This is a genomic window from Pseudomonas sp. JY-Q, assembly GCF_001655295.1.
GTDB lineage: Bacteria > Pseudomonadota > Gammaproteobacteria > Pseudomonadales > Pseudomonadaceae > Aquipseudomonas > Aquipseudomonas alloputida.
The window spans coordinates 5461985-5488934 of the sequence record NZ_CP011525.1 but is presented as its reverse complement, the minus strand read 5'-3'; the positions used below and the strand labels follow the sequence as shown (position 1 = coordinate 5488934).

Below are 26950 nucleotides of genomic sequence, written 5' to 3'. Positions count from 1 at the left end.
ACGATCACTCCTGGTTGGCCAGTTTGTGCTCGAGGTAGTGAATGTTGACGCCGCCTTTGCAGAAGCCTTCATCACGCACCAGGTCGCGGTGCAGCGGGATGTTGGTCTTGATGCCGTCGACGACGATCTCGTCCAGGGCATTGCGCATGCGCGCCATGGCTTCGTCGCGGTCCTTGCCGTAGGTGATCAGCTTGCCGATCAGCGAGTCGTAGTTCGGCGGAACCGAATAACCGCTGTACAGGTGCGAATCGACGCGTACGCCGTTGCCGCCCGGGGCGTGGAAGTGCTTCACCTTGCCTGGGCTCGGGATGAACTTCTTCGGGTCCTCGGCGTTGATCCGGCACTCCAGCGAGTGGCCGCGGATCACTACGTCTTCCTGGCGGAACGACAGCTTGTTGCCAGCGGCGATGCTCAGCATCTCCTTGACGATGTCGATGCCAGTGACCATCTCCGACACCGGGTGCTCAACCTGCACGCGGGTGTTCATCTCGATGAAGTAGAAGCGGCCGTTTTCGTACAGGAACTCGAAAGTACCCGCACCACGGTAGCCGATCTCGATGCACGCATCGACGCAGCGCTTGAACACTTCCTGGCGGGCTTTCTCATCGATGCCCGGGGCTGGTGCTTCTTCCAGGACCTTCTGGTGACGGCGCTGCAGCGAGCAGTCACGGTCGCCCAGGTGAATGGCGTTGCCCTGGCCGTCGGACAGTACCTGCACTTCCACGTGACGTGGGTTGGTCAGGAACTTCTCCAGGTAAACCATCGGGTTGCCGAAGGCAGCACCGGCTTCGGTACGGGTGAGCTTGGCCGAGGAAATCAGGTCCTCTTCCTTGTGCACCACGCGCATGCCGCGACCACCACCGCCACCGGCGGCCTTGATGATCACCGGGTAGCCGACGTCACGGGCAATCGCCAGGGCGACTTCTTCGTCTTCCGGCAGTGGGCCATCGGAGCCCGGTACGGTCGGTACGCCCGACTTGATCATCGCGTCCTTGGCCGAAACCTTGTCGCCCATCAGGCGAATGGTGTCGGCTTTCGGGCCGATGAAGGCGAAACCGGATTTTTCCACCTGCTCGGCGAAATCGGCGTTTTCAGCCAAGAAGCCGTAACCCGGGTGAATCGCGGTGGCGCCAGTCACTTCGGCGGCAGCGATGATCGCCGGGATGTGCAGGTAGGAATCCTTCGACGATGCAGGGCCGATGCAGACCGACTCGTCTGCCAGGCCCAGGTGCATCAGTTCACGGTCGGCAGTGGAGTGCACGGCGACGGTCTTGATGCCCAGCTCTTTGCAGGCACGCAGGATCCGCAGGGCAATTTCCCCGCGGTTGGCGATCAGGACTTTTTCGAGCTTCCCAGACATCGTTGGCTCTCCGCGATTCAAACGATGGTGAACAGCGGCTGGTCGAACTCAACCGGCTGGCCGTCTTCTACCAGGATGGCGTCGATGACACCGCCAACATCGGCTTCGATGTGGTTCATCATCTTCATGGCTTCGACGATGCACAGGGTGTCGCCTTTCTTCACGGACTGGCCAACTTCAGCGAAGTTAGGCGAGGTCGGCGAAGGCTTGCGGTAGAAGGTACCTACCATTGGCGAACGGATCACGGTGCCTTTCAGGGCCGGGGCGGCAGCAGTGGCTTCGGCGGCTGGCGCAGCAGCGGCAACCGGCGCAGCGGCAGGGGCGGCGGCCATAGGCGCCGGTGCGTAGAACTGCTGGGCAGCTGGGGTCTTGCTGTGACGGCTGATACGGACCGACTCTTCGCCTTCCTTGATCTCCAGTTCGTCGATGCCAGACTCTTCCAGCAGCTCGATCAGTTTCTTGACTTTACGGATATCCATTAATCATCAACTCCCAAAGGTTCGGTCAGGGGGCGAAATACAAAAAAACGTATCTGAAACGTTTCTCTCGAACCCCGGCCCACTTAGGCCAGGGTTTTCATCATTTGGGCTGTGCGTTGGCAGCCAGTTGTTCCAGCGCGGACTCCAGGGCCAGGCGATAACCGCTGGCGCCCAGACCGCAGATCACCCCTACGGCAACATCGGAAAAGTAGGAGTGGTGACGGAACGGTTCGCGTTTGTGCACGTTGGACAGGTGCACTTCGATGAATGGGATGCTCACCGCAAGCAATGCGTCACGTAATGCGACGCTTGTGTGGGTGAAAGCAGCCGGATTGATCAGGATGAAGTCCACACCCTCGTTGCGTGCGGCGTGAATGCGGTCGATCAGTTCGTATTCGGCATTGCTCTGCAGGTACTGCAGATGGTGGCCTGCGGCGCGGGCGCGTTGCTCCAGGTCCTGGTTGATCTGAGCCAGGGTCACGGCGCCGTAGTGGCCTGGCTCGCGAGTACCGAGCAGGTTGAGGTTGGGGCCGTGGAGCACCAGTAGCGTTGCCATCTGCGGATTCCTTGGATTTGTAGGGCAATTCGACACAGCGCGGCGAGTGTGCCGTAAAGCAACGGCAAGTGTCCAGTTCCCGGCAATAGCCAGCACGATGTCCGAGGTTCGCGCGAAGTATGTGACCGAATAATTAAATCCGGTCACTCATTTCAGGATTTTTCCCGGCTCGCGGGAAGTTATAGACCGACTTTGCCGCGCACGCGCGTCAGAATCTGCGCAAATTCACCGGCATTTATCTCGCCAATCACCCGATCAGCGGTAATTTCGCTGCCGTTCGCAGCAAAAAACAGCAGGGCGGGGGGGCCGAACAGCTGGTAGCGGTCGAGCAGCGTGCGTTGCTCGGCATTACTGTCGGTGATGTCGAAACGCAGCAGTTTGAAGCCGGCCAGCTGTGTTAGCACCTGCGGTGCATTGAGCACCTCATGCTCGATCACCTTGCAGCTGATGCACCAGTCGGCGTACCAGTCCAGCAGCACTGGCTGGCCGGCGGCCTGGGCCTGCGCCAGGGCTGCGTCCAGAGCATCAGGTGTGGTGATGGTCTGCCAGGCATCGGCTTTTGCCGTCGGGAGGCTGCCGCTGGCGGCCAGTGACGCCCCCGGCAGTGGGCGCAGTGGGTCGCCCTGGCCAGTGAGTGCGCCGTACCAGCAAGCCAGCGCGTACACCAGCAAGGCCAGGCCGAGCAGTTGCGCCAGGCGCTGGGCCGCCGTCTTGACGACGAATTCCAGCGCGCCGAGGAACAGTGCCACACCCGCGGCGAGGAAACCGACCAGCAGCAAGGTCACAGGGCCTGGCAGTACACGGCTGAGCAAACCGATGGCCAGCCCCAGCAGCAGTACGCCAATGGCGTTTTTCACCGTGTTCATCCATGGGCCGCTTTTGGGCAGCCAGGCCGCGCCACCGGTGGCCACCAGCAGCAGTGGCGCACCCATGCCCAAACCCAGGGTGAACAGCTTGAGCGCGCCACCCAGGGCATCGCCGCTGGCGCTGATATAGAGCAAGGCACCGGCCAGGGGGGCCGAGACACATGGAGAAACCAGCAAGCTGGAGAGTACACCGAGCACTGCTGCACCCAGCAGCGAGCCGCCGCGGGTGTGGTTGGCGACGTTGTTCAGGCGGTTGCTCAGGGCCTGGGGCAGCCTCAGTTCGAAGAGGCCGAACATGGCCAGGGCGAACACCACGAAAAACAGCGCGAAAGGTACCAGCACCCAGGCCGACTGCAGGCGCGCCTGCAGGTTCAGGCTTGCGCCGAACAGGCCCATCAGTGCGCCGAGCACCGCGAAGCTGGCGGCCATTGGCAGCACGTAGGCCAGCGAAAGCGCCAGGCCGCGCACGCCACCAACCTGGCCGCGCAGCACCACACCGGAAAGGATCGGTAACATTGGCAGGACGCAGGGGGTGAAGGTCAGGCCGACCCCAGCGAGGAAGAACAGCAGCAGCGACTTCCAGTTCCAGCCGTGTTCGCGGGTGGCTGGCGTGTTTGCAACGCCCTCGCCATCGATACTCAGGCGTGCGGTTTCCGGCGGGTAGCACAGGCCCTTGTCGGCGCAACCCTGGTAGCCCACCAGCAGGGTGAAGGCGCGTGGGTCTTTGCGTGGCAACTCGATATCGAGCACGCCGTGGTACACCTCGACGTCGCCGAAGAATTCATCGTGCTTGGCCTCACCCTTGGGGATGTTCGGCGTGCCCAGGGTGATGTCGGCCGGTTCCGTGTGGAACTGGAAGCGGTGGCGGTAGAGGTAGTAGCCATCGGTGGCGACGAAGCGCAGCTTGATGGTTTGCGCATCGGCCTGGACCAGGTTGAGCTTGAAGGCCTCGTGTACCGGCAGAAAGTCGGCGTTGTTGGCCAGCGAAGCGGCGCCAAGGGTGGCGCTTGGGCGGTTGTCGAGCAGGCCTGCGGCGAAGGCAGGGCTGGCCAGCAGCAGGAACAGCATGAAAAACAGGCGACGCATGGCGGACTCGCGAGGTGGAACGTGCTCGGCATGATAACGGATGCGCAGGAATAATTGGCCCGAAACAAACGTAGGAGTGGGTTTACCCGCGAAGCGCCGCGCGGGCGGCGCTCGATCTCCCAGGCGCAGCACATGTCCCGTCAAACACCACCCAACTGCTACACCTGTCCTGGCGACCACCCCGCTGACTCAGACCCTGAACGCTCGCACGGCCCGGTTCAGCTCACCGCCCAGGCTCAGCAGCTGTTCGCCCTGTTCACGCCCCTCGCCAATGCGCTGCAGGTTGTCTTCACCCAACGCGTGAATCCGCTCGCTGTGGTCACGAATCTCGCTCACCGCGCCACTCTGCTGCGCCGTGACATCGGCAATCCGCACCGCCGTATCGGCAATCGTACGAATGGCACAGACAATCTCATCCAGTGCCCCATCCGCCGCCTGGGCTTGGTTGGCCGTGGCCTCGGCATGTTCCAGTTGCGCGCGCATCCCCGCCACCGAACTTCTGGCGGCCTGCTGCAAGCGGTCGATCAACGCCTGGATTTCGCCGGTAGCCCCCGTGGTGCGCTGGGCCAGCGAGCGTACCTCATCGGCGACCACGGCAAAGCCACGGCCCATCTCGCCGGCACGGGCCGCTTCGATCGCGGCATTCAGTGCCAGCAGGTTGGTCTGCTCGGCAATCGCGCGGATCACCGTCAGTACCCCGCCAATGGTGGCCGACTCTTCCGCCAATTGTTCGATCATGCGGGCGTTGCCTTGCACTTCATCGACCAGCTCACGCAAGCCCGACAGGCTTTGGCCGATTACCGCCTGGCCTTGTTCCACCGCACGCCCGGCATCGCGGCTGGCCTCGGCGGCTGCGCTGGCATCACCAGCCACTTGTTGAATGGTCGCTTCCAGCTCGCCCAAGGCATCGCGGATCTGCCCGGTATCGCCGGCCTGGCGCTCGGCGCCGCCGTGCAGCGCAGCGCTCATGCCGGCCAGGGCGTGGCTGCTGCCGGCCACCTGCTCGGCGTTATGGCGGATGGTGCCGACCAGCTCCACCAGGTACTGACGCAGGCGGTTGAGCGACTCCTGGATGTCGTGCAGTTCGCGGTTGGTCTTGCCCAGGGCGATGGCTTGGGCGAAGTCGCCCTCGGCCCAGCGTGACAGGGCCGGGGCCAGTCCGGTCAGGGTACGGGCCAGGCGCCGTTGCAGCGTATCGATCAATAGGGCGATCAGCAGGATCAGGCCGATCATGAGGCCTTGGATAATGCGCACCTCGGCAGCGATTTTCGCATGCTGGCCGCGCACTTCGGGTTCCAGCGCGGCGATGGCCTGTTGTACGGCTTCCAGGTGCTGGCCGGTGGTGGTGGCCAGCGCGACGCGGCGCTCGATCTGTTCGCGGGTGCGTTGCAGTTCGGCCGGGTAGCGGTTGAGCAGGCTTTGCAATTCACGCTTCAGGCCTACGGCAATGTCTTCCTGCTGGGCACTGGCCTGGGATTCCAGGCCCATCATTGCAGCGAAGTCGTCGGCACCGGATTCGGCAGTGCGGGTTACGCCGAGCAGTGGCAGGCCGTCGACCGTCTGGGCCTGGGCGCGGATCAGTTGCAGCTCGCGCTCCACCTCATCGGCCAGCTCCGGGCGGCCGCTGCTGACCAGCTTGTCGCGAGCCAATGACAGCCGCCCCAGGTGCAGGGTGGCGTCGAGCAAGGGCAGCAAGTAGCGATTGGCCTCGGCGTTGCCACTGTCGCGGGCATAGCTGGCCATCTGCTCGAAGTTCGCCCCCAGCTCCCGCTCGGCTTGCAGCAGCAGGGCTTGTGGGTCGCCGGCCAGCTTACCGGCGGCCAGCAGTTCGTTGGCGGTGAAGGCCTGCAGGCTATCCAGGCTGGGGCGCAACTTCTCGGCCAGCTCTACGGGCCAATCCGTCAGTGCGGCCTGCAACTGCTGGGTCGCCTCCATGGCTGCGGCCTGACGCAGGGCATCGCCACTGCCCAGGTAGGCCTGGATATTGCGCGCCGTCTGGTTCTGGAACTGCTGAGACAGGCCCAGATAGCGCTCCATCAGCTGGTAGGGGCGCTCGAGGGCGCGCTGCGACCACCACAGGGTGGCGCCCAAGGCGATACACACGGTCACCAGCAACAGGGTGTTGAAATTGGTCAGCCACTTCAGGCGCATAGCCGCGAATTTCCTGCGCAGGTGAGAGGTAGGCGCCTGAAGTTATTGCGATTTTGTGACGGGGTGATGACGCCGGGGGCTTGGTGTCAGAAAAAAAAGTGGCACAGTGCCTCTATTGGTGTGGCTGGCACAGTGAGTGCGAATCTCAGGGCTCTACACGAACGACGCAATTACGCCCCGCATGCTTGGCCCGGTACAGCGCCTCGTCCGCTGCACTGGCCATGGTCAGTGCATCCAGCCCCTCATCCAGTTGCACCACCCCTGCACTGAAGGTGCACTGCAAATCGCGCGGCTGCGCCGGGTAGAGAATTTCGGCAAAGCGCCGGCGAATTTCGTCCAGCACCTTGTGTGCGGCGTCCAGCGCGGTATTGGGCATGACGATGGCAAACTCTTCGCCACCGTAGCGGCCAATGAAGTCGGTCTTGCGCAAGCGCTGCTTGAGGAATAGGGCAAGGCTCTTGATCACTCGGTCGCCCATGGGGTGCCCGTGGCGGTCGTTTATCTTCTTGAAGTGGTCGATGTCGAGCATGGCAAAGCTCAACGGCTGCTGCTCACGGCGGGCGCGGAAGCTGCAGTCTTCCAGCAGCTGCAGGATATGGGTGTGGTTGTACAGCCCGGTCAGGCTGTCGCGGACCATGCGTGCCTTCAAATGACGGGCGCGGGCGGCGCGGTTGCGCACGGTAGTGATCAGGTGGCGTGAGCGAAACGGCTTGGTCAAAAAGTCATCACCGCCTTCGCTCATGGCATCCAGTTGCTTGTCCAGGTCGTCCTCGGCAGACAGGTAGATGATCGGCACGCTCACATAGCGGTCACTGTGGCGGATTACCTTGGCCAGCTCCGGGCCGGTGCAAGCCGGCATGTACAGGTCGAGGATGATCAGGTCAGGCTGGAAGTCGGCAAGCTCTGCCATCGTGCGGATCGGGTCGGTCAGGCTGCGGGTGAGCATGCCGGCGCCGGCCAGTACACGCTCGGTGTACAGGGCCTGGGTGCGCGAGTCGTCGATGATCAGCACGCGCAACGGGTCGTGCGGGGCGGTGTTGGTCAGCAGTTCGACCTTTTCCAGCAAGCTGGAAGCTTCCAGGCTGCCGGTGAGAAAGTCCTGACCACCGGCGCGTACTGCGGCAAGGCGGGTCGGGGTGTCGGCTTCGTGATGGCTGAAGAACAGCAACGGAATGGCGCGTGCCAGGCCCTGCTGCACTTGGGCGGCCAGCAGCAAGCCCAGGCCGGCGCCGGTGAAGTCGACATCCATGATGATGGCCGAAGGCGGGTACTCGCTGATCGAGGCGAGAAACGCCGCTGTGCTGGGCAACGCTTGCACCACCAGGCCAAAGAATTCCAGTTGCTGGGCCAGGCGCTGGGCACGCTCGTGGTCCTGCAGCAGGATATACACCGGTTTGCGCACGGGCAGCAGCAGCGGGTCGAGCGGGTCGTCCTTGCGCAGGCCGTTACGCGTCAGCTGTTGGACGGGGCACTGCGGGCTCGGCTCGACTGCTTGGCTCATGTCCTGGCTACTTATAGGTTGGGATGTGCAGGGGCAATGATGGCTCTATGCTAGCAGCTCTTTTCACGTGCGTGAGTGCCCTGCGTCAACAAAGCGGGCAGAACGAATATTCAGTTGCTGACTGAATGGTCGCTTATGCGTACGGTGGTGTCTGCTTTATAGTGCAGCCATTCGGGCTTCCCGTGGCACGCTAGCGCAGGCCTGTGGTCAAAGCCCCTGAACCGTCGTGACTGATTAAGGACAAAGCCATGCTGGACTGGAAAAACCGCGAGGCCAAAGCCGAGCCCCGTGAGCGTGTCGACGGGCGCGGCGCTGCCGCCCGTAGCTACCTTGGCGGCCTTTGGAGCCGTGCCCTGGGGACCCTGATCGGGTTGTACCTGCTGGTGTGTATCGGCCTGGGCTGGTACTGGAGCCAGGAGCCTGCTCTGTTCCCGGTGCAGCAAAACGCCCAGGCCGCAGCCGAACGTACTGGCCAGCAGATGGTGGTGGGCTATACCACCGTCGAAACCCTCAAGACCGTGGCCGGCACCTTGCTGAACAAGCCGGGCGGCTACATTTCCAACGACCGCTTCCCGCCAGGGTTGTGGATGGACAACATGCCAAGCTGGGAATATGGCGTGCTGGTCCAGGTCCGTGACCTGTCCCGTGCCCTGCGTAAAGACTTCGCCCGTTCGCAGTCGCAGTCCACCGAAGACGCCGACCTGGCCAAGGCCGAGCCGCGCTTCAACTTCGACAACAAGAGCTGGATTCTGCCATCGAGCGAGTCGGAGTTCGAAGAGGGCATCAAGTCGCTGACCCGCTACCAGACCCGTCTGGCTGCCGGGGACAAGGGCGCTATCTTCTATACCCGCGCCGACAACCTGAACAACTGGCTGGGTGACGTGGCCACCCGCCTGGGCTCGCTGTCGCAGCGCCTGTCGGCCAGCGTTGGCCGGGTCAAGCTCAACACCACGCTGAAGACCGAGTCGGTCGTTGCCGGCCAGGCGCCGCAGGTGGATGAGGAGTTGGTGGAAACCCCATGGCTGCAGATCGACAACGTGTTCTATGAAGCCCGTGGCCAAGCCTGGGCGCTGTCGCACCTGCTGCGAGCCATCGAGGTGGACTTCGCCGACGTGCTGGCGAAGAAGAATGCCACCGTCAGCGTGCGTCAGATCATCCGTGAGCTGGAGGCCTCGCAAGAGCCGCTGTGGAGCCCGATGGTGCTCAACGGCAGTGGCTTCGGCATGTGGGCCAACCACTCGTTGGTCATGGCCAACTACATTTCCCGGGCCAACGCTGCGGTTATCGATCTGCGTCAGCTGCTGTCGCAGGGTTGATGATGGCTATCAGCCCAACCGAGGCCGCCCATCGGGCGGCTTCCGACCGCGAGCTGGTCACCTGGGTGGACGAAACCGACCAGGTACTGGGCGCCTTGCCCCGTGCCGAGCTGCGCGAGCGTGGCCTGATCGGTCGCTGCACGTTCATTCTGCTGTTCAACAGTGCCGGTGAATTGTGTGTACACCGGCGTACCCTGAGCAAGGCGCTGTACCCCGGGTATTGGGATGTGGCGGCGGGCGGCATGGTCACGGCCGGGGAAGCGTATGCCGAGTCGGCCGCGCGCGAGCTGGCCGAAGAGCTGGGCATCGAGGGCGCCGAGCTGCGCTTTCACGAGCGGTTCTACTTCGACCAGCCGGATAACCGCTTGTGGTGTGCGGTGTATTCGGCGGTGTCGGATGCACCGTTGCGGTTGCAGCCGGAAGAGGTTATTGAAGCGCGCTTCATCGGTCTGGAACAGGCTGAGCAGGAAAGCCTGAGCAAGCCTTATTGCCCGGACTCGTTGGCGGCGTTGCAGCGCTATAAGGCCACTTTGTAGGCTCGGGTTTGCCCGCGAAATACCGGCCCAGACACCCGTTTCGCAGGGCAAGGGCTTTGCCCTTGTTCGCGGGTAAACCCGCTCCTACACAACCGGCGTATTTATCGTTACACTGCGCGCCCTTTTCGGGCTGCCGCAATTCTTGCAGCAGTAGCGCCGCCCCTGCCAGAGTGGGGCTTCGCGGTCGGCCTCAACCCCAAGGCACGACCAGTTTTTGTCCTCAGCACCGAGGAACAAAAGTGGCCAAGAAAGCTTCTTCCTTTTCCGCCCTTGGCGGTCTCGTGTACTCCACCGACGCCGGTCGGCACTGCCCCGACTGTGGCCAGCCGGTGGACGCCTGCACCTGCAAGCAGCAAATCATCCCCGAAGGCGACGGCATTGCCCGCGTGCGCCGCGAAAGCAAAGGCCGTGGCGGCAAGACCGTGACCACTGTCACCGGCGTGCCGCTGCCGCCCGACCAGCTCAAGGAGCTGGCGACCACGCTCAAGCGCCGCTGCGGTACCGGCGGCGCCCTGAAGGACGGGGTTATCGAGATCCAGGGCGACCATGTCGAGCTGTTGATCGGCGAGCTGACCAAACAGGGTTTCAAGGCGAAAAAGTCCGGCGGCTGAGGCCATCGCACGATTTTTTGCCCAGCGCTTTCTAAACTCGTTCCCGTGGTCAGAGTCTATGCCTGAGCACGGATGAATCGTCATTTTCAGCTTTTACACTCGCCCCGCTGCCTGCGGGCAGTGTCTTCGACTTATTTATAGGGGACTTGAATGTCCGTACGACGCACACGCAAAGACGATGGTAGCCAATGGACCGTGGCTGACAGCCGCAGTGTTTATGGCATCCGCCATTGGGGCGCTGGCTATTTCGCGATCAATGAAGCCGGGCGCGTCGAAGTACGCCCCAACGGCCCTCAAAGTGCTCCGATCGACCTGTTCGAACAGGTCGACGAACTGCGCCAGAGCGGCTTGTCGCTGCCCTTGCTGGTGCGCTTCCCTGACATTCTGCAGGACCGTGTGCGCCAGCTGACCGGTGCCTTCGACGCCAACATCGCGCGCCTGGAATACCAGAGCCAGTACACCGCGCTGTACCCGATCAAGGTCAACCAGCAGGAAGCGGTGGTGGAAAACATCATCGCCACGCAAAACGTTTCCATCGGCCTGGAAGCCGGCTCCAAACCTGAGTTGCTGGCAGTGCTGGCGCTGGCGCCGAAGGGCGGCACCATCGTCTGCAATGGCTACAAGGACCGTGAGTTCATTCGCCTGGCGCTGATGGGTCAGAAGCTTGGCCACAATGTGTTCATCGTCATCGAGAAAGAGTCGGAAGTGGCCCTGGTGATCGAAGAGGCTGCCGAGCTCAAGGTGAAACCACAGGTTGGCCTGCGCGTTCGCCTGTCGTCGCTGGCTTCGAGCAAGTGGGCCGACACCGGCGGCGAGAAGTCCAAGTTTGGTTTGTCCGCCGCCCAGTTGCTTTCGGTGGTGCAGCGCTTCCGCGATGCGGGCCTGGATCAGGGCATCCGCCTGCTGCACTTCCACATGGGTTCGCAGATCGCCAACCTGGCTGACTACCAGCACGGTTTCAAGGAAGCCATCCGTTATTACGGCGAACTGCGTGCGCTGGGCCTGCCGGTCGACCACATCGACGTGGGTGGCGGCCTGGGTGTGGACTACGACGGCACTCACTCGCGCAATGCCAGCTCGATCAACTACGACATGGACGACTACGCCGGCGTGGTGGTGGGCATGCTCAAGGAGTTCTGCGACGCACAGGGCCTGCCGCACCCGCACATCTTCTCGGAGAGTGGCCGTTCGCTGACCGCGCACCACGCCATGCTGGTGATCCAGGTGACCGACGTCGAGAAACACAATGACGACGTACCGACCATCGAGAACAAGGAAGCCCTGCCCGAGACCGTGCAGTGGCTGGTCGACCTGCTTGGCCCGACCGACATCGAGATGGTCACCGAGACCTACTGGCGCGCCACCCACTACATGGGTGATGTGGCCGCGCAGTACGCTGATGGCAAGATCAGCCTGGGCGAGAAAGCCTTGGCCGAGCAGTGCTATTTCGCCGTGTGCCGCCGTCTGCACAACTCGCTGAAAGCCCGCCAGCGCTCGCACCGCCAGGTGCTGGACGAGCTGAACGACAAGCTGGCCGACAAGTACATCTGCAACTTCTCGGTGTTCCAGAGCCTGCCAGACACCTGGGCCATCGGCCAGGTCCTGCCGATCATCCCGCTGCACCGCCTGGACGAAGAGCCGATGCGGCGTGCGGTATTGCAGGACCTGACTTGCGATTCCGACGGCAAGATCAACCAGTACGTTGACGAGCAGAGCATCGAAACCAGCATGCCGGTGCATGCGGTGAAGGAGGGCGAGGATTACCTGCTGGGCGTGTTCCTGGTGGGTGCCTACCAGGAAATCCTGGGTGACATGCACAACCTGTTCGGTGACACCGACTCGGTGAACATCTACCAGAATGCCGACGGCAGCGTGTACCACGCCGGTATCGAAACCCACGACACCATCGAAGACATGCTGCGCTACGTGCACCTGTCGCCGGAAGAGTTGATGACGCATTACCGCGACAAGGTCGCCAGCGCCAAGATCACTGCGCGTGAGCGGACCCAGTATCTGGATGCCTTGCGCCTGGGGTTGACCCGGTCTTCGTACCTGTCCTCCTGAAATGCAAAGGGGCCGTTGCGCGGCCCCTTTGACTATCACTCTCGGTGAGCCGTCGCGGTGAGTTCGATTGTGATGGGCAATACTGCGCCACCCTCTTCGAGAAGAGTGGTACTCGAATAGCTGTAGACCTGCTCCTCAGTCCGCGCCGTTATTTTCAGGCCCTCCACGTGCAGCACGGCGCCCGATTGGCGAGTGACCAGGAAAGGCGTCAGCCTTTCAAGGCCCTTCAAGACCCGATCATCGTGCTGTTGTTTTTCAGCCACAAAGTACAAGTAGGTCAGCGGCACTGTCGCCCCACCAGCATCGCTGAGCACCTCATAAATGGCACTCTGCTTGCCAATTGGAGTTTCAGAAACGATCTTGGTCAACACAGGCCTTGCATCTCTGGAGAAGATCCATAGGGTTTGACCGAGGATAAGCAGAAGCAGGCAAGCAATCAGCCATCTAATACCCGTATGATTTGGCATATTCGATCCCTTTTTTGATCCATTCCTGATCCTCGGGGTCGTCGCCATAAGGGGAGCTGCCCCACCATGATCCAAATGCTGAATTACTGGTCCCCGCGCGGCTCTGTGCCCATCCCGCCCCCCTCAACAGGAATTCCTCCGAAAGGCCAGCAGCAGTTCCAGTTGCACCATAATTGAAATTACCTAAAGCCTCATATTGCCTTCCCTGTTGCTTGTAATCCCTCTCGCCTCGATTACGAACCTTCGAATAGAACCACGACACTAGAAAAGCACTGCCGCCATTTTTAAAGTAGTTACGCTCTTTGCTTGCAGCGTGCATGTTGCTAAGTACTGAGACACCTGATGGCGCGGGTGGAGGGTACATGATGGCTCCTTGCTCATAGGCCGTTGGTGTGAGCCCCCTCCATGGGTTCTGCCTTTATCGGCCTGAGGCTTGGAAGCAGTCAATCGAGCATATTTTTCATATTGTGTTTCCGGGCCCTGTGACCCACTTGCCCTCCAGTTTCAGTTTCCATCCAACCCACCCCAACGTCACCGCCCGCAACCCCATGAACCCAAGAAACGCCATCCACAACCCATGGTTGCCCAACCCGCTCATGGCCAGTGCCACCGGCAGCGCAATCAACACCGAAACCAGCATTGCATTACGCATTTCCCGCGCCCGGGTCGCGCCGATGAACAAGCCATCCAGCAAGTAACTCCACACCGCAATCAGCGGCAGCAACGCCAGGTAGGGCAAATACGGATAAGCCGCCGCCCGCACACTGTCGATATCAGTCTGTAAGTCGATGAACAGGTGCCCACCCAGCAGGAACAGCCCGGCAAACCCCACGCTGGTGATCAGTGACCAACCACAAGCGACCACCAGCGAGCGGCGCAAAGTGTCGCGGTCACGGGCACCAATGGCATGGCCGCACAAGGCCTCCACCGCATGGGCCAGCCCATCCAGCGCATAGGCCGTCAGTAGCAGGCCATTGAGCAACAGGGCGTTGGCCGCCACGGTCGCTTCGCCCAGACGCGCGCCCTGCACGGTGATCAGCAGGAACACCAGTTGCAGCGCCAGGCTACGCAGGAAGATGTCGCGGTTCACTGCCAGCAGTGGCCTCCAGGCCTGCCAGCGCTTGAGCGCTGCCCACACGATCTGCCCCGGGTAAGCCCGCAGGGCCGGGCGGGTCAGGGCCAGGCCGAGCAGGGCGGCACTCCATTCGGCAATTACCGACGCCCGCGCCGAGCCCAGTACACCCCAGTCCAGGCCCAGCACGAACCACAGGTTCAAGGCGATGTTCAGCAGGTTGGTGGTCAGCAGGATGGCCAGTGGCGCCCTGGCGTTCTGGGTGCCGAGGAACCAGCCGACCAGCGCGTAACTGGCCAGCGCCGCAGGCAGGCCAAGCAGGCGGGTATGGAAGAAGTCTTCGGTGGATTGCTGCAGGGCTGCGCTGGGTTGCATCGCATGGAGTGCCAGCTGGCTGAAGGGCAGGGCCAGCAGGCCGATCAACAGGGCGAAGCCGACCGCCAGCAGCAGCCCTTGCACCAGTACCTGGCGTAGCGCTGCACCGTCGCCACGGCCGGCGCCCTGGGCAGCGAAGCCGGTGGACCCCATGCGCAGGAAGCCCATCAGGCCGACCATGAAGGTGAACAAGGTGGCGCCCACGGCCACGGCGCCCAGTTGGTGGGCGTGCGGGAGATGACCGATGACCGTGCTGTCGACCAGCGCCACCAACGGTACCGAGATGTTGGACAGGATCATCGGCGCGGCCAGCGCCCAGACCTTGCGGTGGGTGGGGCGGTGGCGCCAGTCGGCAGCGAGTTGGGGCATGTGCATTCCATGAGATTTTGGGGCCGCTGTGTGCCCCTTCGCGAGCTTGCTCGCTCCCACAGGAAAGTGTTGCTCTTGCGGCCGGCGCCAAACCTGTGGGAGCGGGCAAGCCCGCGAAGGGACGCCATGCGGCCCCTTTAACGAATGGCCACAGTGTAACGACCAGGCAACCATTTAGCGCGACCATGGTCTGACCTGGCGCGCAACGCCGGGTGCTGCACCTGACGTTGCGCTATAGTTGCTGCCCTCACGTACACGCTGCCCAAGAGTTCCTATCTCATGTTCAACAAAGGATTGTTGCTGGCCTGCGCGCTGGCGTTGCTCAGTGCCTGTGACTCTTCCACGCCGGGCAAACCGGCGCCGGTCGAGAAAACCGTGGCGCCCGCGCCCGCCGAAACCCCCGCCCCCAAGCGTGAGGACCCGGCCGTGCTCGCCAAGCGCTACGAGGGCCGCGAACTCACGGTGCTGGACGTATCGGAAGTGCAGCTCGATGGCGCGGCAACGCTGTCGATCAGCTTCTCAGCACCGCTGGATGCCAAGCAGGACTTCGCTACCAAGGTGCACCTGGTCGACACCGTCAAGGGTAAGCTAGATGGCGCCTGGGAACTCTCCGACAACCAGATGGAGCTGCGCCTGCGCCACCTGGAGCCGCAGCGCAAGCTGGTGCTGACCGTCGACAAGGGGCTGCTGGCAGTCAACGGCAAGCAGCTGGACAGCGAGTCGATCACCCGCCTGGAAACCCGCGACATGCAGCCGACCATCGGCTTTGCCAGCCGCGGCTCGCTGCTGCCTACCCGCCTGGCCGAAGGCCTGCCGGTGATTGCCCTGAACGTCGACAAAGTGGATGTCGAGTTCTTCCGCGTCAAGCCAGACATGCTCTCGACCTTCCTGGCCAACTGGGGACGCAACAGCAGCCTGTACTACTACCAGTCCAAGGAAACCCTGGACATGGCCGAGCTGGTCTACAGCGGCCGCTTCGATCTAAACCCGGCGCGCAACACGCGCGAGACCGTGTTGCTGCCGATTGCCGGCATCAAACCGTTGCAGGCGCCAGGGGTGTACCTGGCAGTGATGCGCGCCTCGGGTACCTACGATTATTCTCAGCCGGCAACCCTGTTCACCCTCAGCGACATCGGCGTGTCGGCCCACCGCTACCGCGACCGTATCGACGTGTTTGCGCAAGCCCTGGAAGGCGGCAAGGCGCTGAGCGGCGTCAACCTGGAAATCCATGACGAAAAGGGCAAGCTGCTGGCCCAGGCCACCACCGATGGCAAGGGGCATGCCCAGCTGCCGATCACGCCAAAGGCCGATACCCTGATTGCCACCCAGGGCGTGCATACCACGCTGCTGCGCCTGAACACCGCAGCCCTGGACCTGGCCGAATTCGACATCACCGGGCCTCAGGCCAACCCGCTGCAGTTCTTCATCTTCGGCCCGCGTGACCTGTACCGCCCGGGTGAGACGGTGCTGCTCAACGGCCTGCTGCGCGACCAGGACGGCAAGCCGGTCAAAGCCCAGCCGGTGAGCGTGGAAGTGCGTCGCCCGGATGAACAGGTGAGCCGCAAGTTCGTCTGGGAAGCCGACAGCAATGGCTTGTACCAATACCAGTTGCAACTGGCCACCGAGGCCCCGACTGGCCGTTGGCAACTGCTGCTCGACCTGGGTGGCGGGCGCAAGCAGGTCTATGAATTCCTCGTTGAAGACTTCCTGCCCGAGCGCCTGGCGCTGGAGCTCAAGGGCAGCAGCACACCGCTTTCGCCGGATGAAGATGCGCGTATCCAGGTCAATGGCCGTTACCTCTATGGTGCGCCGGCCGCCGGCAACCGCCTGAGCGGTCAGGCCTATGTACGCCCGCTGCGCGAGGCAGTACCGGCGTTGCCTGGCTACCAGTTCGGCTCGGTCACCGAAACCGATCTGAACCAGGACCTGGAACTGGACGAAGTCACCCTTGACCAGGCCGGCAAGGCGGTGGTCGATATCGAAAGCCGTTGGGCCGAAGCCCGCTCTCCGCTGCAACTGACCGTGCAGGCCAGCCTGCAGGAGTCGGGTGGCCGGCCGATCACCCGGCGCCTGGAGCAGCCTATCTGGCCGGCTGAGCGCCTGCCGGGCCTGCGAGGCCTGTTCGAAGGTGAGGAGACCGATAGCGACGGGCCCGTGGAATTCGAATTCCTGGTGGCCGACCGCGACGGTAACAAACTGGCGGCCGACGCGCTTAAGGTGCGCCTTGTTCGCGAACGCCGCGATTACTACTGGAATTACTCGCAAAGCGACGGCTGGAGCTACGCCTACAACGAGAAGTTCCTGACCCAGAACGAAGAGACGATCAGCGTCAAGGCGGGTTCCACCGCCAAACTCAGCTTCCAGGTTGAGTGGGGCCCGTACCGCGTCGAGGTCGAAGACCCGCAAACCGGTCTGGTGTCCAGTGAGCGCTTCTGGGCCGGCTACCGTGCCCAGGACAACGCTGAGGGCGGCGCGGTGCGGCCGGACCAGGTCAAGCTGGCGCTGGACAAACCCTCCTACACCGATGGCGCTACCGCCAAGGTCACCGTCACCCCGCCCGCTGCGGGTAGCGGCTACCTGATGATCGAGTCCAGCGATGGCCCGCTGTGGTGGCAGGAGATCGATGTGCCCGCCGAGGGCAAGACCTTTGACGTGCAACTGGACAAGGCCTGGGCCCGTCACGACCTGTACATCAGCGCGCTGGTTATCCGCCCTGGTGAGCGCAAGGCCAATGCCACGCCCAAGCGCGCCGTGGGCGTGCTGCACCTGCCGCTGGACCGCGCCGAGCGCAAGCTTGCGCTGAGCCTGCAGGCGCCGGAAAAAATGCGCCCGAAACAGCCTTTGACAGTGAAGGTAAAGGCCGCCAACGCCGATGGCAGTGTGCCCAAGCAGGTGCATGTGTTGTTGTCGGCGGTGGACGTGGGCATCCTCAACATCACCGATTTCAAAACCCCCGACCCGTTCGCCAGCCTGTTCGGGCGCAAGGCCTATGGTGCCGATCAACTGGACATCTACGGCCAGTTGATAGAGGCCGGCCAAGGCCGCCTGGCCAGCCTGGCGTTCGGTGGTGACGCAGCGATGGCCAAGGGGGGCAAGCGACCCAACACTACGGTAACCATCGTCGCCCAGCAGAGCCTGCCGGTGACGCTGGACGACAAGGGTGAGGGCCAGGCCACGGTCGACATCCCCGACTTCAACGGTGAACTGCGGCTGATGGCGCAGGCCTGGACCGAAGAGCACTTCGGCATGGCCGAAGGCAAGACCGTGGTCGCCGCGCCGTTGATTGCCGAGCTTTCGGCCCCGCGCTTCCTGGCCGGTGGCGACCGTACCAGCCTGGCACTGGACCTGGCCAATCTGTCCGGCCGCGCCCAGCAACTGAGCGTCGAAATCACCACGGATGGGCAACTGAGCCTGGCGGCCAATGCCGTGCAGAGCGTTAACCTGGCCGAAGGGCAGCGCTCGACGCTGATGATTCCGGTGCAGGCCCAGGGGGGGCTGGGGCAGGGCAAGGTGCATGTCCGGGTGACGGGCCTGCAACTGCCGAACGAGCCGGTCAATGCGTTCGAGCGTGAGTGGACGCTGGGCGTGCGCCCGGCCTACCCGGCAATGCTCAAGCACTACCGTGTGGCCTTGAAGGACCAGCCGTGGACTCTGCCCGAAGCAGACCTGGCCGCCTTCGAACCCGCAGGCCTGGAAGCCAGCCTGGCCTTGTCGAGCCGGCCGCCGCTGAACCTTGCCGAGCAGATTCGCGCGCTGCAAGCCTACCCCTACGGCTGCCTCGAACAGACCACCAGCGGCCTGTACCCCTCGCTGTACGCCGATGCCGACAGCCTCAAGCGCCTTGGCATCAAGGGCGAGCCGGCGGATGTGCGCAAACGCAAGATCGAAATGGGCATCGAGCACCTGCTGGGGATGCAGCGCTACAACGGCAGCTTTGGCCTGTGGAGTTCGGACAGCGAGGAAGAGTACTGGCTGACCGCCTATGTGACTGACTTCCTGCTGCGTGCCCGTGACCAAGGGTATGGCGTACCCGCCGAGGCATTGAAGAAGGCCAGTGAGCGCCTGCTGCGTTACCTGCAGGAACGCAACCTGATCGAAGTCGACTACAGCGAGAATGCCGACCACACGCGCTTTGCGGTGCAGGCCTACGCGGCGCTGGTGCTGTCGCGCAGCCAGCAGGCGCCGTTGGGTGCCCTGCGCGGGCTGTTCGAACGTCGCGCTGATGCCCGCTCCGGTCTGCCGCTGGTACAACTGGCAGTGGCGCTGGACAAAATGGGCGACAAACCGCGTGCCGAGCAAGCCTTGCAGGCGGGCCTGGGCATCAGCCGTGGCAAAGGCTGGCTGGCCGATTATGGCAGCGCCCTGCGTGACCAGGCACTGATCCTGGCGCTGCTGCAGGAAAGCAACCTGGCCAGCAGCCAGGTCGATCAGCGCCTGTTCGCCTTGTCGGATGAACTGGCGGCCAACCGTTGGCTGTCGACCCAAGAGCGCAATGCACTGTTCCTCGCTGGCCGTGGCCTGCTGGGCAAGCCGGAAGGCCAGTGGCAGGCACGCCTGGACAGCGCGGGTGAAGTGCGCGCGTTGAACAATGCCGAGGCCGGTATGAAGCTGGAAGGCCCGTTACTGGCCTCGCCTCTGAGCGTGCAGAATGAAGGCAACGAGACGCTGTACCAGCAACTGACCTTGTCCGGCTACCCACGACAGGCACCTGCTGCTGGCGGCAACGGCCTGCAGATTCACAGAGAGTACCTGGGCATGAATGGCCAGCCGCTGGACCTGCACAACCTGCGCAGTGGCGACCTTGTGCTGGTGCACCTGGCGCTCAAAGCTGAGGACCGCGTGCCGGATGCGTTGGTGGTGGACCTGCTGCCGGCCGGCCTGGAGCTGGAAAACCAGAACCTGGCTCAAAGCGCCGCCAGCCTGGACAACGCCAGCAGTGCAGTGAAGGCGTGGCGCGAGTCGATGCAGAATGCCAGCGTGGTGCATCAGGAGTACCGTGATGACCGTTATGTTGCCGCGCTCAAGCTTGACGGCTATGGCACCACCCACCTGCTGTACCTGGCGCGAGCAGTGACCCCGGGCACCTACCGCGTGCCGCCGCCGCAGGTCGAGTCGATGTATCGGCCGAACCTGCAGGCCGTGGGCGATGGGCAAGGGGAGATGACGGTGAAGGCCCGCTAGAGGCCCGCTCTACGCGGACAATGTGGGAGCGGCCTTGCGTCGCGATAGGGCCGCAAAGCGGCCCCGACAATTCAAACGGCGAAGCTGAAAGCCTGGGGCTGCTGTGCAGCCCTGTCGCGACGCAAGGCCGCTCCCACAAAGACCGCGCAGATCAGTGGATCACCCAGCTCATCACCCACAGCCCCAGCACCAGCCAGATGATTCCGAGGATGATCGAGGCGCGCATGAATGCGCGGATTGCCGAGTACAGCAGCATCAGGCCGATGATCAGGGCCAGGATGCTCAGCAGCGAAGTGTCCATGCCCAAGGTGCGCGACAGGCCATCGATGAAGTTGCCACCGGCATTGGCCAGCAGGTTGAACAACCCGCTCAATGCGTCGACGATGAAGCGGATCAACGACCCCAGTGCCTGGCCCAGCCACTCGAAAAAACCTTCTACATGCATAGTTGCTTCCTGATGAAAAAATCGGCGAGGTTGTCGTCCCAAAGCCTTTGGCCATTACCTGGCGAGGTCGGTTCCCGATGCCAAGCTTAGCGCGACCACGGTGCCGTGCGGGCAGGTTGTTGCGTGCCACGCTGATCAGTCTGCTGGTGCTCGGCAGCCTGTTCTGGCTGGCTGATCGTATCTGGCCGCTGCCGCTGCCGGGTGATGACCTGGCCCGGGTAGTGCTGGCCGAAGACGGCACACCCTTGTGGCGCTTTGCCGATGCTGATGGCGTGTGGCGCTACCCCGTGAGCCCTGAAGAGGTTTCGCCGCTTTACCTGCAGGCTTTGCTGACTTATGAGGACCGTTGGTTCTACAACCACCCAGGGGTCAACCCGCTGGCATTGGGCCGCGCGGCCTGGCTGAACCTGCGCGGCGGGCGTGTTGTGTCGGGCGGCAGCACATTGTCGATGCAGGTGGCACGCCTGCTCGACCCGCACGACCGTACCTTGGTCGGCAAACTGCGCCAGCTATGGCGCACCTTGCAGCTGGAATGGCACTTGTCCAAGCGCGACATCCTGCAGATCTACCTGAACCGCGCACCTTTCGGCGGCACGCTTCAGGGCGTGGCGGCAGCCAGCTGGGCGTACCTGGGCAAGTCGCCCCTGCACCTGACACCTGCCGAAGCGGCACTGCTGGCCGTGCTGCCCCAGGCACCCAGCCGGCTGCGCCCGGACCGCCACCCCGAGCGTGCCCAGCGTGCCCGGGACAAGGTGCTGCAGCGCCTGGCGGAATACCAGGTATGGCCGGCCCAGCAAATTCGCGAGGCGGCCGAGGAGCCGCTGGTGTTGGCGCCACGCCAGGAGCCGGCCCTGGCGCCATTGTTGGCCCGGCGCCTGAACAGCGCTGACAGCCCGCCTCTGATCCGTACCACGCTTGACGCTGCGCTTCAGCGGCGCCTCGAAGACTTGCTGCTGGGCTGGCGCGCACGGCTGCCGGAGCGTACCTCGGCCGCCATTCTGGTGGTCGAAGCGCAGAGCATGGCGGTGCGCGCGTACCTGGGCTCGATAGATTTGTCTGATGAGCGCCGCTTTGGCCATGTCGACATGGTGCGCTCGCTACGTTCGCCCGGCTCCACCCTCAAGCCGTTTCTTTACGGCATGGCGCTGGACGATGGCCTGATCCATTCCGAATCGCTGTTGCAGGATGTTCCACGACGCTATGGCGACTATCGCCCTGGCAACTTCTCCATGGGGTTCAGCGGGCCGGTGTCGGCCAGCTCGGCGCTGGCCCTGTCGCTCAACCTGCCCGCCGTGCAATTGCTGGAGGCCTACGGCCCGAAACGCTTTGCCGCACAACTGCGCATGGCGGGCATGCCGTTGATACTGCCACCCCTTGCCGAGCCCAACCTGTCGTTGATCCTGGGCGGTGCCGGCAGCCGGCTGGAGGACCTGGTCGGCGGCTACGCGGCGCTGGCGCGGGGTGGCAACAGTGCGCAGGTGCGCTTGCAGCCACAGGCCCCCTTGGTGGAGCACCGGTTGCTGTCACCGGGGGCGGCGTGGATCATCCGGCGTATCCTCAGTGGCCAGGCGCGCCCGGACCGCGACCCGCACGCCGAACTGGTGCAGCGCCCGCTACTGGCCTGGAAAACCGGCACCAGCTACGGCTTTCGCGATGCCTGGTCGATTGGCGTGGGGCCGCGTTACCTGATCGGCGTATGGATTGGCCGCCCCGACGGTACACCGGTGCCTGGGCAGTTCGGCCTGGCGTCGGCGGCGCCGCTGATGTTGCAGGTGCACGATCTGTTGAGCAATCGCGACAGCCAACGCGGCATCAGCGTCCCGGTAGCGCCGGTACCTGCGAATATCGGCGTTGCGGCGATCTGTTGGCCGCTGGGCCAGCCGATGAGCAAGCAGGACACCAACTGTCGGCGTCAGCGCTTTGCATGGACCCTGGACGGCACCACGCCACCCACCTTACAGGCAGCCGACCAGCCGCTGGGCCTGGGCTTGCGCGAAAAAGTGTGGGTCAACGAGCAGGGCTTGCGGGTGGATGGTAGCTGCCCGGGCGCCAAGGCGCGTGACATCGCCCTGTGGCCGGCGCCGCTGGAGCCTTGGCTCCCCCGTGTCGAGCGGCGCATGGCACGTTTGCCGGCCATCGACCCGGCCTGCCCGCCGCAGGCGCCGGCCAGTGCACCACCGCTGTCGATTGTCGGCGTGCGCCCAGGCGACAATCTGCGCCGCCCGGCCACCAGCACTGAGCCGTTGCAATTGCAGGTCTCTGCCTTGGGGGGTGGTGGACGGCGCTGGTGGTTCCTCAACGGCCAGCCGTTGGGTGAAACCCAGGGGCAGGACAGCCTGTTGCTGCGTTTGCCACAGGTGGGGCAGGCCGAACTCAGCGCGCTGGACGAAAGCGGTCAGACGGCGCGGGTGGCGTTCCAGGTCAGTGAGTAGGTGTTCGACGACAGCCGGGCCAGCACCTACGCTTGCAAGTGACGGGTGTGACCGGCTGGCGCCCCGCAACCCATGGGAACATGGAGTGCCCTATGCGTCCTCTGGTCGTGCCCCTGATGTTGCTGCTTTGGGCACTTGCTGCCCACGCCGACCCGTTGCCGGGGTTTCTCGACAGCCATGAGTACGAGCGGCGTCTGCCCAGCGCCAACCTGCCGATGACGGACTACTCCCCTGCGAGCCCCCGCATACGGCTGGCCGGGGCGGCTATCGACAACCCCGACTGGGCCCCGGCCAACACCCGGCTGGTACTGCATAAAGTGCGCTTCGAGGGCGGCACGGTGTTCCCCTTGGGCGACCTGCGCGAACACTATCAGCCGCTGATCGGGCGCGAAACCACGTTGGGTGAATTGCAGCAATACACCCAGCGCCTGACCCAACGCTACCGGCAGGAGGGCTACTTGCTGTCGTATGCCTACTTGCCTGCTCAGGATGTGGCCGATGGCAGGGTCAACGTGGTGCTGGTCGAAGGTTACGTACGTGATTACCGCGTGGACGGCGATATTGGGCCGGCCAGCGAGTATTTGCAGCAGCTGCTGGCGCGCATTGAGGCCGAGCGCCCACTGACCCGCGAAACGCTGGAGCGCTATCTGGGCCTGGCTACGCGCATGCCAGGGGTCGTGGTAGAGGCCGAACTGGCAATGGCGCGGGCTGCCGATGGTGTCGCCCAGCTGACCGTGCATGCACGGCGCAAGCCGCTCAGCGCCGCTGTGAGCGTGGCCGACTCCAGCCGTGATGCTGCACAGGCCCTGATCACCGTAGCCAGCAATGCCCAGACCCGCCATGGCGAACGCGTCACGGCCAGCTGGCTGCTGCCCCCAGGCAATGACCGGGTCTACTACCAGCGTCTCGATTACAGCCAGTACCTGGACGCCGCCGGTAGCCAACTGCTGCTGTCGGCGTCGCGCTACCGCAGCGAGCCCGGCACGCGCATACGTTTGGACGATGGCCGCGATATCACCCGCGAGCACGACAGTGAGCGCTATGCGATCGGCCTGCGTCAGCCGGTGGTTGTCAGGCCGAATGAGTGGCTGGCGGTGCAGGGCCACGTGTACTCGGTCAGTGAGCATGATGAAGACCGGATGGCCGAGCAGCCACCGTCTCGCAAGTACGACACCTATGTGCGGGCGCTGTCATTCGAAGGTGACTGGCGCAAGGTGGAGCAGGGGCGTTTGCGTATCGTCAGTGCCGGGGTCCATCAGGGGCTGGACTACCTGGGGGCACGCAGCGATGCTGACTACGATCTCGACTTCCTGCGCTTGCGGCTTTCCGGTTTGCAGAGCGACACCCTGTTGGAAAACGGGCAGGGGGTGGTGTCCGGGGCGTTGTACTGGAGTGATGATCGATTGCCCGACAGCGAGCGTGCGGGGTTTGGCGGGCAGCATTTCGGGCGCGGTTACCCGCGCGATCAGGCGGACGGTGACAAGGGCTGGGGTGTGGCTTACGAGGTCAACTACAGCGTGCGCAGTCGCTGGCTTGCGCGGGTTCAGCCCTATGCGGTGGTGGATACCGCTCAGGCCTGGCACAACCGGGGACCGGTGGAGGACGCCCATCTGGCGTCGGTGGCGCTGGGTGTGCGGTTAGGGGGTGGGCATATGTTCAATGTGGCGCTGGAAGTGGCCAAGCCGTTGGCGGATGTGGCGCTGGATAGCCTGGACCGTGGGCCTCGGCTGTCGTTGAACCTGGCGATCCAGTTGTAGCAGGCAATTGTGGGCTTGCAGGAGCAGCCTTTCGCAGCGCAAGGCCGCTCCAGAATGGTGTGCCGAGCCTTCACTCAATGGGTCGTGAACCGCTGGTGCACGGGCGACGAGCTGGGGGTCAGCGCCAGAGCCAGCTGGGTGCGGTTGTGCATATGCGTCAAACGCAATACCTGAGACACATACAGCTTCACGGTGTTTTCGGTAATGCCCAGTTCGCAGGCGATCTGGTAATTGGTCTTGCCCTTGCTAACCAGGCGCGCCACTTCCAGCTGGCGTGGTGACAGTTTCTCGAACGCTGCTGGCAGCTCGCTTTCGCTTTCTTCTGCATCACTGGCACGCCGGTGGGTGCCTTGGCCACGGGCTTTTTCCAGGTCCTGATACAGTTCGTCCACCGAATCGGCCAGTTCCTGCAAGCGCTGGTTCAATCCACCCAGATCGCGGATGTTGCGCTGGCGCTCCAGCAAGGCCTCTTCCTGCCGGCGGACGCCTGCCAGCAGTTCATCAAGGTCCATCGGCTTCTGGTAGTAATCGGCAAACCCTTCGCGTATCGCCCGGATCAAGTCCTGTTTCTCGGCACGCCCTGTCAACATGATGGCTTCGAACGTGCGCTGGCTGCCGTTGATTTCCTTCAAGGCGCGCACCAGCTCGATGCCATCCCGATCTGGCATGTGCAGGTCACAGATGAGCAAGCCGATGGTCGGGTCTGCCACATAGTGCTCGATGGCTTCGTCGGTTGAGAGGGCTGTAACGCAGGTATAGCCCTTGGTTTGGAGGAATTCACTCAGCTGTTCGACAATGACCGGTTGGTCATCAACCACCAACACCTTTACTTCACTCACTGATCTGGACACGATCAACTCCCTGTTCTTATACAGCCCTGCTCCCGTGCCAGACGCTCTGGCAGCTTAAAAGTAGTCGCACTCAGCGAATATGTACAAGGCGTGTACAGGTTATCGGACCACTGGAAGGCTTATTGGATCCATACGGCCGTTAGAAGAAAACCTGATAACACATAGGGGACGAACGCCTGCTTGTCGCCCATTTCCTCGGTCAGGGCCTGCAAACGCTTCTTTACCTTGGGGTTGAGCAGCGTCCACAGGCGCCGGCGGGTCAGTAGCCAGACCAGCACACTGACGCCCGCGCCTATGAAGGTGCCGAGCACATATTGCGGGCTAGTGGCCAGGGCCAGGGCCCCCATCAGCTTGACGTCGTCGGCGCCGAAGCGGCCGAGCATGTAGCCTGGCAGGGTCAGCAGCATGACGATGGCCAGCGCCCAACCGGCCTCGTTGGCTTCGGCGCCTATCCAGCTGTGGCCGGTGCTGAACAGCCAGGCCAGGGCGCAGCCAGCCACTCCCAGGGTCAGCACGTTGGAGATCTGGCGTTGACGCACATCCTGTTCGGAGCACAAGGCAAGCCACAGCAGGAGAACAATGCTTTGCATTGGCAGGTCGCCTTTCCCAAATGTTGAACACTTCTACCCGGTCAGTCAGGTTTCCTTAAATGAAGATAGACGGGAACGTGCGGGGGAGTGCGGTTGGCATCGGAAAAAAGGCGTGCGTGCAATGGATTTTGTCGCAGCTGACACAAGCCAGGTCGGTGATGCAGTCGTACTTCGAATCACGATCGCTGCAGGCGCGGGTTCAACCGCGAACACCCGCGAAGCCGGTGCCATGCACCGTGCCACTTTCTTCGCAGGTAAACCTGCTCCCGCAGGGGCACGGTGCATGCAAAGGCCGCGGTCCAACGCTATTTTTTGCTGCCCGGTGGGTAGTTGCCCAGCACCTTGGCCACGGTGTTGCGGATTGCGCTGTTACGTTCTTCCGGGCTTGGCGGGTAGTTGTTCATGATCTGCTCGGCACTGCCGCGCCATACCAGCTTGCCGTCACGCCCATCGAACATGTCGACCTGGATGGTGGCGACCTTGTAGTCGACACTGCGGGTTTCGTTGTACATCGGGCCACCCCAGTAGCCGCCCCAGTAGCCACCCCAGCCACCGCCGTAGTTGGTGGTGATCTGTTGTTGCCGCTGCTCCACGATCAGGTATGTGCGTACTGCCAGGTCGGGCCGCGCTCCGCCTTGTACCGGACGCAGGCCGCGTTGGTCGAGTTGGTCTGCCACCGCCTGGCGAATGCGCTGCTCGGTGAGGTCGCTCTTGATCCGCGGGTCATCCGGGCGGTACTGCAGGCCTGGCTCCTGCCATGCCCAGCTGCGGTAGGTGGCAAAATCGCGGCTGGCATCGAAATCCTGCTGGACGTTATTGCTCGAGCAGGCAGCGAGCAATAACGCGAATGACAGTAGAACGAGACGGCGCAACATGATGGTTCTC

20 protein-coding genes are annotated in these 26950 nt (G+C 63.3%); 7 read left to right on the top strand and 13 right to left on the bottom strand.

Going from position 1 to position 26950, the window contains the following annotated elements:
• Window positions 1–4: 4 nt before the first annotated feature.
• The 6 genes from accC to AA098_RS24595 all read right to left on the bottom strand — a co-directional run bounded on the left by accC (window position 5) and on the right by AA098_RS24595 (window position 7999).
• Window positions 5–1360 (bottom strand): acetyl-CoA carboxylase biotin carboxylase subunit, encoded by a 1356-nt coding sequence (gene accC / locus AA098_RS24620; RefSeq protein ID WP_003255333.1) that lies wholly within the window; start codon window positions 1358–1360, stop codon window positions 5–7.
• Window positions 1361–1377: 17 nt separating this feature from the next.
• Complete coding sequence (accB, locus tag AA098_RS24615) at window positions 1378–1839, bottom strand: acetyl-CoA carboxylase biotin carboxyl carrier protein (RefSeq protein ID WP_003255332.1); 462 nt, start codon at window positions 1837–1839, stop codon at window positions 1378–1380.
• A 100-nt stretch (window positions 1840–1939) separates the two neighbouring features.
• A complete protein-coding gene (gene aroQ / locus AA098_RS24610; RefSeq protein WP_003255330.1) occupies window positions 1940–2395 on the bottom strand; it encodes a type II 3-dehydroquinate dehydratase in 456 nt (151 codons plus the stop codon).
• Window positions 2396–2574: 179 nt separating this feature from the next.
• Window positions 2575–4347, bottom strand: a complete 1773-nt coding sequence (locus AA098_RS24605; RefSeq protein WP_064615072.1) for a protein-disulfide reductase DsbD — start codon at window positions 4345–4347, stop codon at window positions 2575–2577.
• 189 nt (window positions 4348–4536) lie between these two features.
• Window positions 4537–6090, bottom strand: a complete 1554-nt coding sequence (locus AA098_RS24600) for a methyl-accepting chemotaxis protein (protein ID WP_371914710.1) — start codon at window positions 6088–6090, stop codon at window positions 4537–4539.
• A gap of 553 nt (window positions 6091–6643) precedes the next feature.
• Complete coding sequence (locus tag AA098_RS24595; protein WP_003255323.1) at window positions 6644–7999, bottom strand: diguanylate cyclase; 1356 nt, start codon at window positions 7997–7999, stop codon at window positions 6644–6646.
• A gap of 248 nt (window positions 8000–8247) precedes the next feature.
• On the opposite strand from AA098_RS24595, the gene AA098_RS24590 reads away from it, so the two are divergent.
• The 4 genes from AA098_RS24590 to speA all read left to right on the top strand — a co-directional run bounded on the left by AA098_RS24590 (window position 8248) and on the right by speA (window position 12526).
• A complete protein-coding gene (locus AA098_RS24590) occupies window positions 8248–9315 on the top strand; it encodes a DUF2333 family protein (protein ID WP_003255321.1) in 1068 nt (355 codons plus the stop codon).
• Window positions 9316–9317: 2 nt separating this feature from the next.
• Entirely contained in the window at window positions 9318–9851 is a 534-nt protein-coding gene (locus tag AA098_RS24585) for an NUDIX hydrolase (RefSeq protein WP_003255319.1), read from the top strand.
• A gap of 239 nt (window positions 9852–10090) precedes the next feature.
• The gene (locus AA098_RS24580) at window positions 10091–10462 is read left to right on the top strand and encodes a translation initiation factor Sui1 (protein ID WP_003255318.1); all 372 of its coding nucleotides are present in this window, start codon (window positions 10091–10093) and stop codon (window positions 10460–10462) included.
• Between the two features lie 150 nt (window positions 10463–10612).
• Complete coding sequence (gene speA, locus AA098_RS24575; protein WP_003255317.1) at window positions 10613–12526, top strand: arginine decarboxylase; 1914 nt, start codon at window positions 10613–10615, stop codon at window positions 12524–12526.
• A gap of 35 nt (window positions 12527–12561) precedes the next feature.
• On the opposite strand, the gene AA098_RS24570 is transcribed toward speA, so the two are convergent.
• The 3 genes from AA098_RS24570 to AA098_RS24565 form a co-directional block, all read right to left on the bottom strand.
• A complete protein-coding gene (locus tag AA098_RS24570) occupies window positions 12562–12894 on the bottom strand; it encodes a hypothetical protein (protein WP_014861035.1) in 333 nt (110 codons plus the stop codon).
• 76 nt (window positions 12895–12970) lie between these two features.
• Entirely contained in the window at window positions 12971–13357 is a 387-nt protein-coding gene (locus AA098_RS28955; protein WP_087534831.1) for a polymorphic toxin type 44 domain-containing protein, read from the bottom strand.
• Window positions 13358–13453: 96 nt separating this feature from the next.
• Window positions 13454–14809 (bottom strand): MATE family efflux transporter, encoded by a 1356-nt coding sequence (locus tag AA098_RS24565; RefSeq protein WP_064615070.1) that lies wholly within the window; start codon window positions 14807–14809, stop codon window positions 13454–13456.
• Between the two features lie 279 nt (window positions 14810–15088).
• On the opposite strand from AA098_RS24565, the gene AA098_RS24560 reads away from it, so the two are divergent.
• Entirely contained in the window at window positions 15089–19990 is a 4902-nt protein-coding gene (locus AA098_RS24560) for an alpha-2-macroglobulin (RefSeq protein ID WP_004577005.1), read from the top strand.
• Between the two features lie 151 nt (window positions 19991–20141).
• On the opposite strand, the gene AA098_RS24555 is transcribed toward AA098_RS24560, so the two are convergent.
• Complete coding sequence (locus tag AA098_RS24555; protein WP_004577004.1) at window positions 20142–20435, bottom strand: hypothetical protein; 294 nt, start codon at window positions 20433–20435, stop codon at window positions 20142–20144.
• 77 nt (window positions 20436–20512) lie between these two features.
• Here AA098_RS24555 and pbpC point away from each other — a divergent pair, with 77 nt between their 5' ends.
• Both pbpC and AA098_RS24545 read left to right on the top strand, forming a co-directional pair.
• The gene (pbpC, locus tag AA098_RS24550) at window positions 20513–22867 is read left to right on the top strand and encodes a peptidoglycan glycosyltransferase PbpC (RefSeq protein WP_033726053.1); all 2355 of its coding nucleotides are present in this window, start codon (window positions 20513–20515) and stop codon (window positions 22865–22867) included.
• Between the two features lie 92 nt (window positions 22868–22959).
• The gene (locus tag AA098_RS24545; protein WP_064615069.1) at window positions 22960–24624 is read left to right on the top strand and encodes a ShlB/FhaC/HecB family hemolysin secretion/activation protein; all 1665 of its coding nucleotides are present in this window, start codon (window positions 22960–22962) and stop codon (window positions 24622–24624) included.
• A gap of 74 nt (window positions 24625–24698) precedes the next feature.
• On the opposite strand, the gene AA098_RS24540 is transcribed toward AA098_RS24545, so the two are convergent.
• The 3 genes from AA098_RS24540 to AA098_RS24530 all read right to left on the bottom strand — a co-directional run bounded on the left by AA098_RS24540 (window position 24699) and on the right by AA098_RS24530 (window position 26940).
• On the bottom strand, window positions 24699–25475 hold the full coding sequence (locus AA098_RS24540) for a response regulator transcription factor (protein ID WP_033726886.1): 777 nt from the start codon (window positions 25473–25475) through the stop codon (window positions 24699–24701).
• 119 nt (window positions 25476–25594) lie between these two features.
• Window positions 25595–26065, bottom strand: a complete 471-nt coding sequence (locus tag AA098_RS24535) for a prepilin peptidase (protein ID WP_004577000.1) — start codon at window positions 26063–26065, stop codon at window positions 25595–25597.
• A gap of 305 nt (window positions 26066–26370) precedes the next feature.
• Window positions 26371–26940, bottom strand: a complete 570-nt coding sequence (locus AA098_RS24530) for a DUF4136 domain-containing protein (protein WP_003255304.1) — start codon at window positions 26938–26940, stop codon at window positions 26371–26373.
• Window positions 26941–26950: the final 10 nt, after the last annotated feature.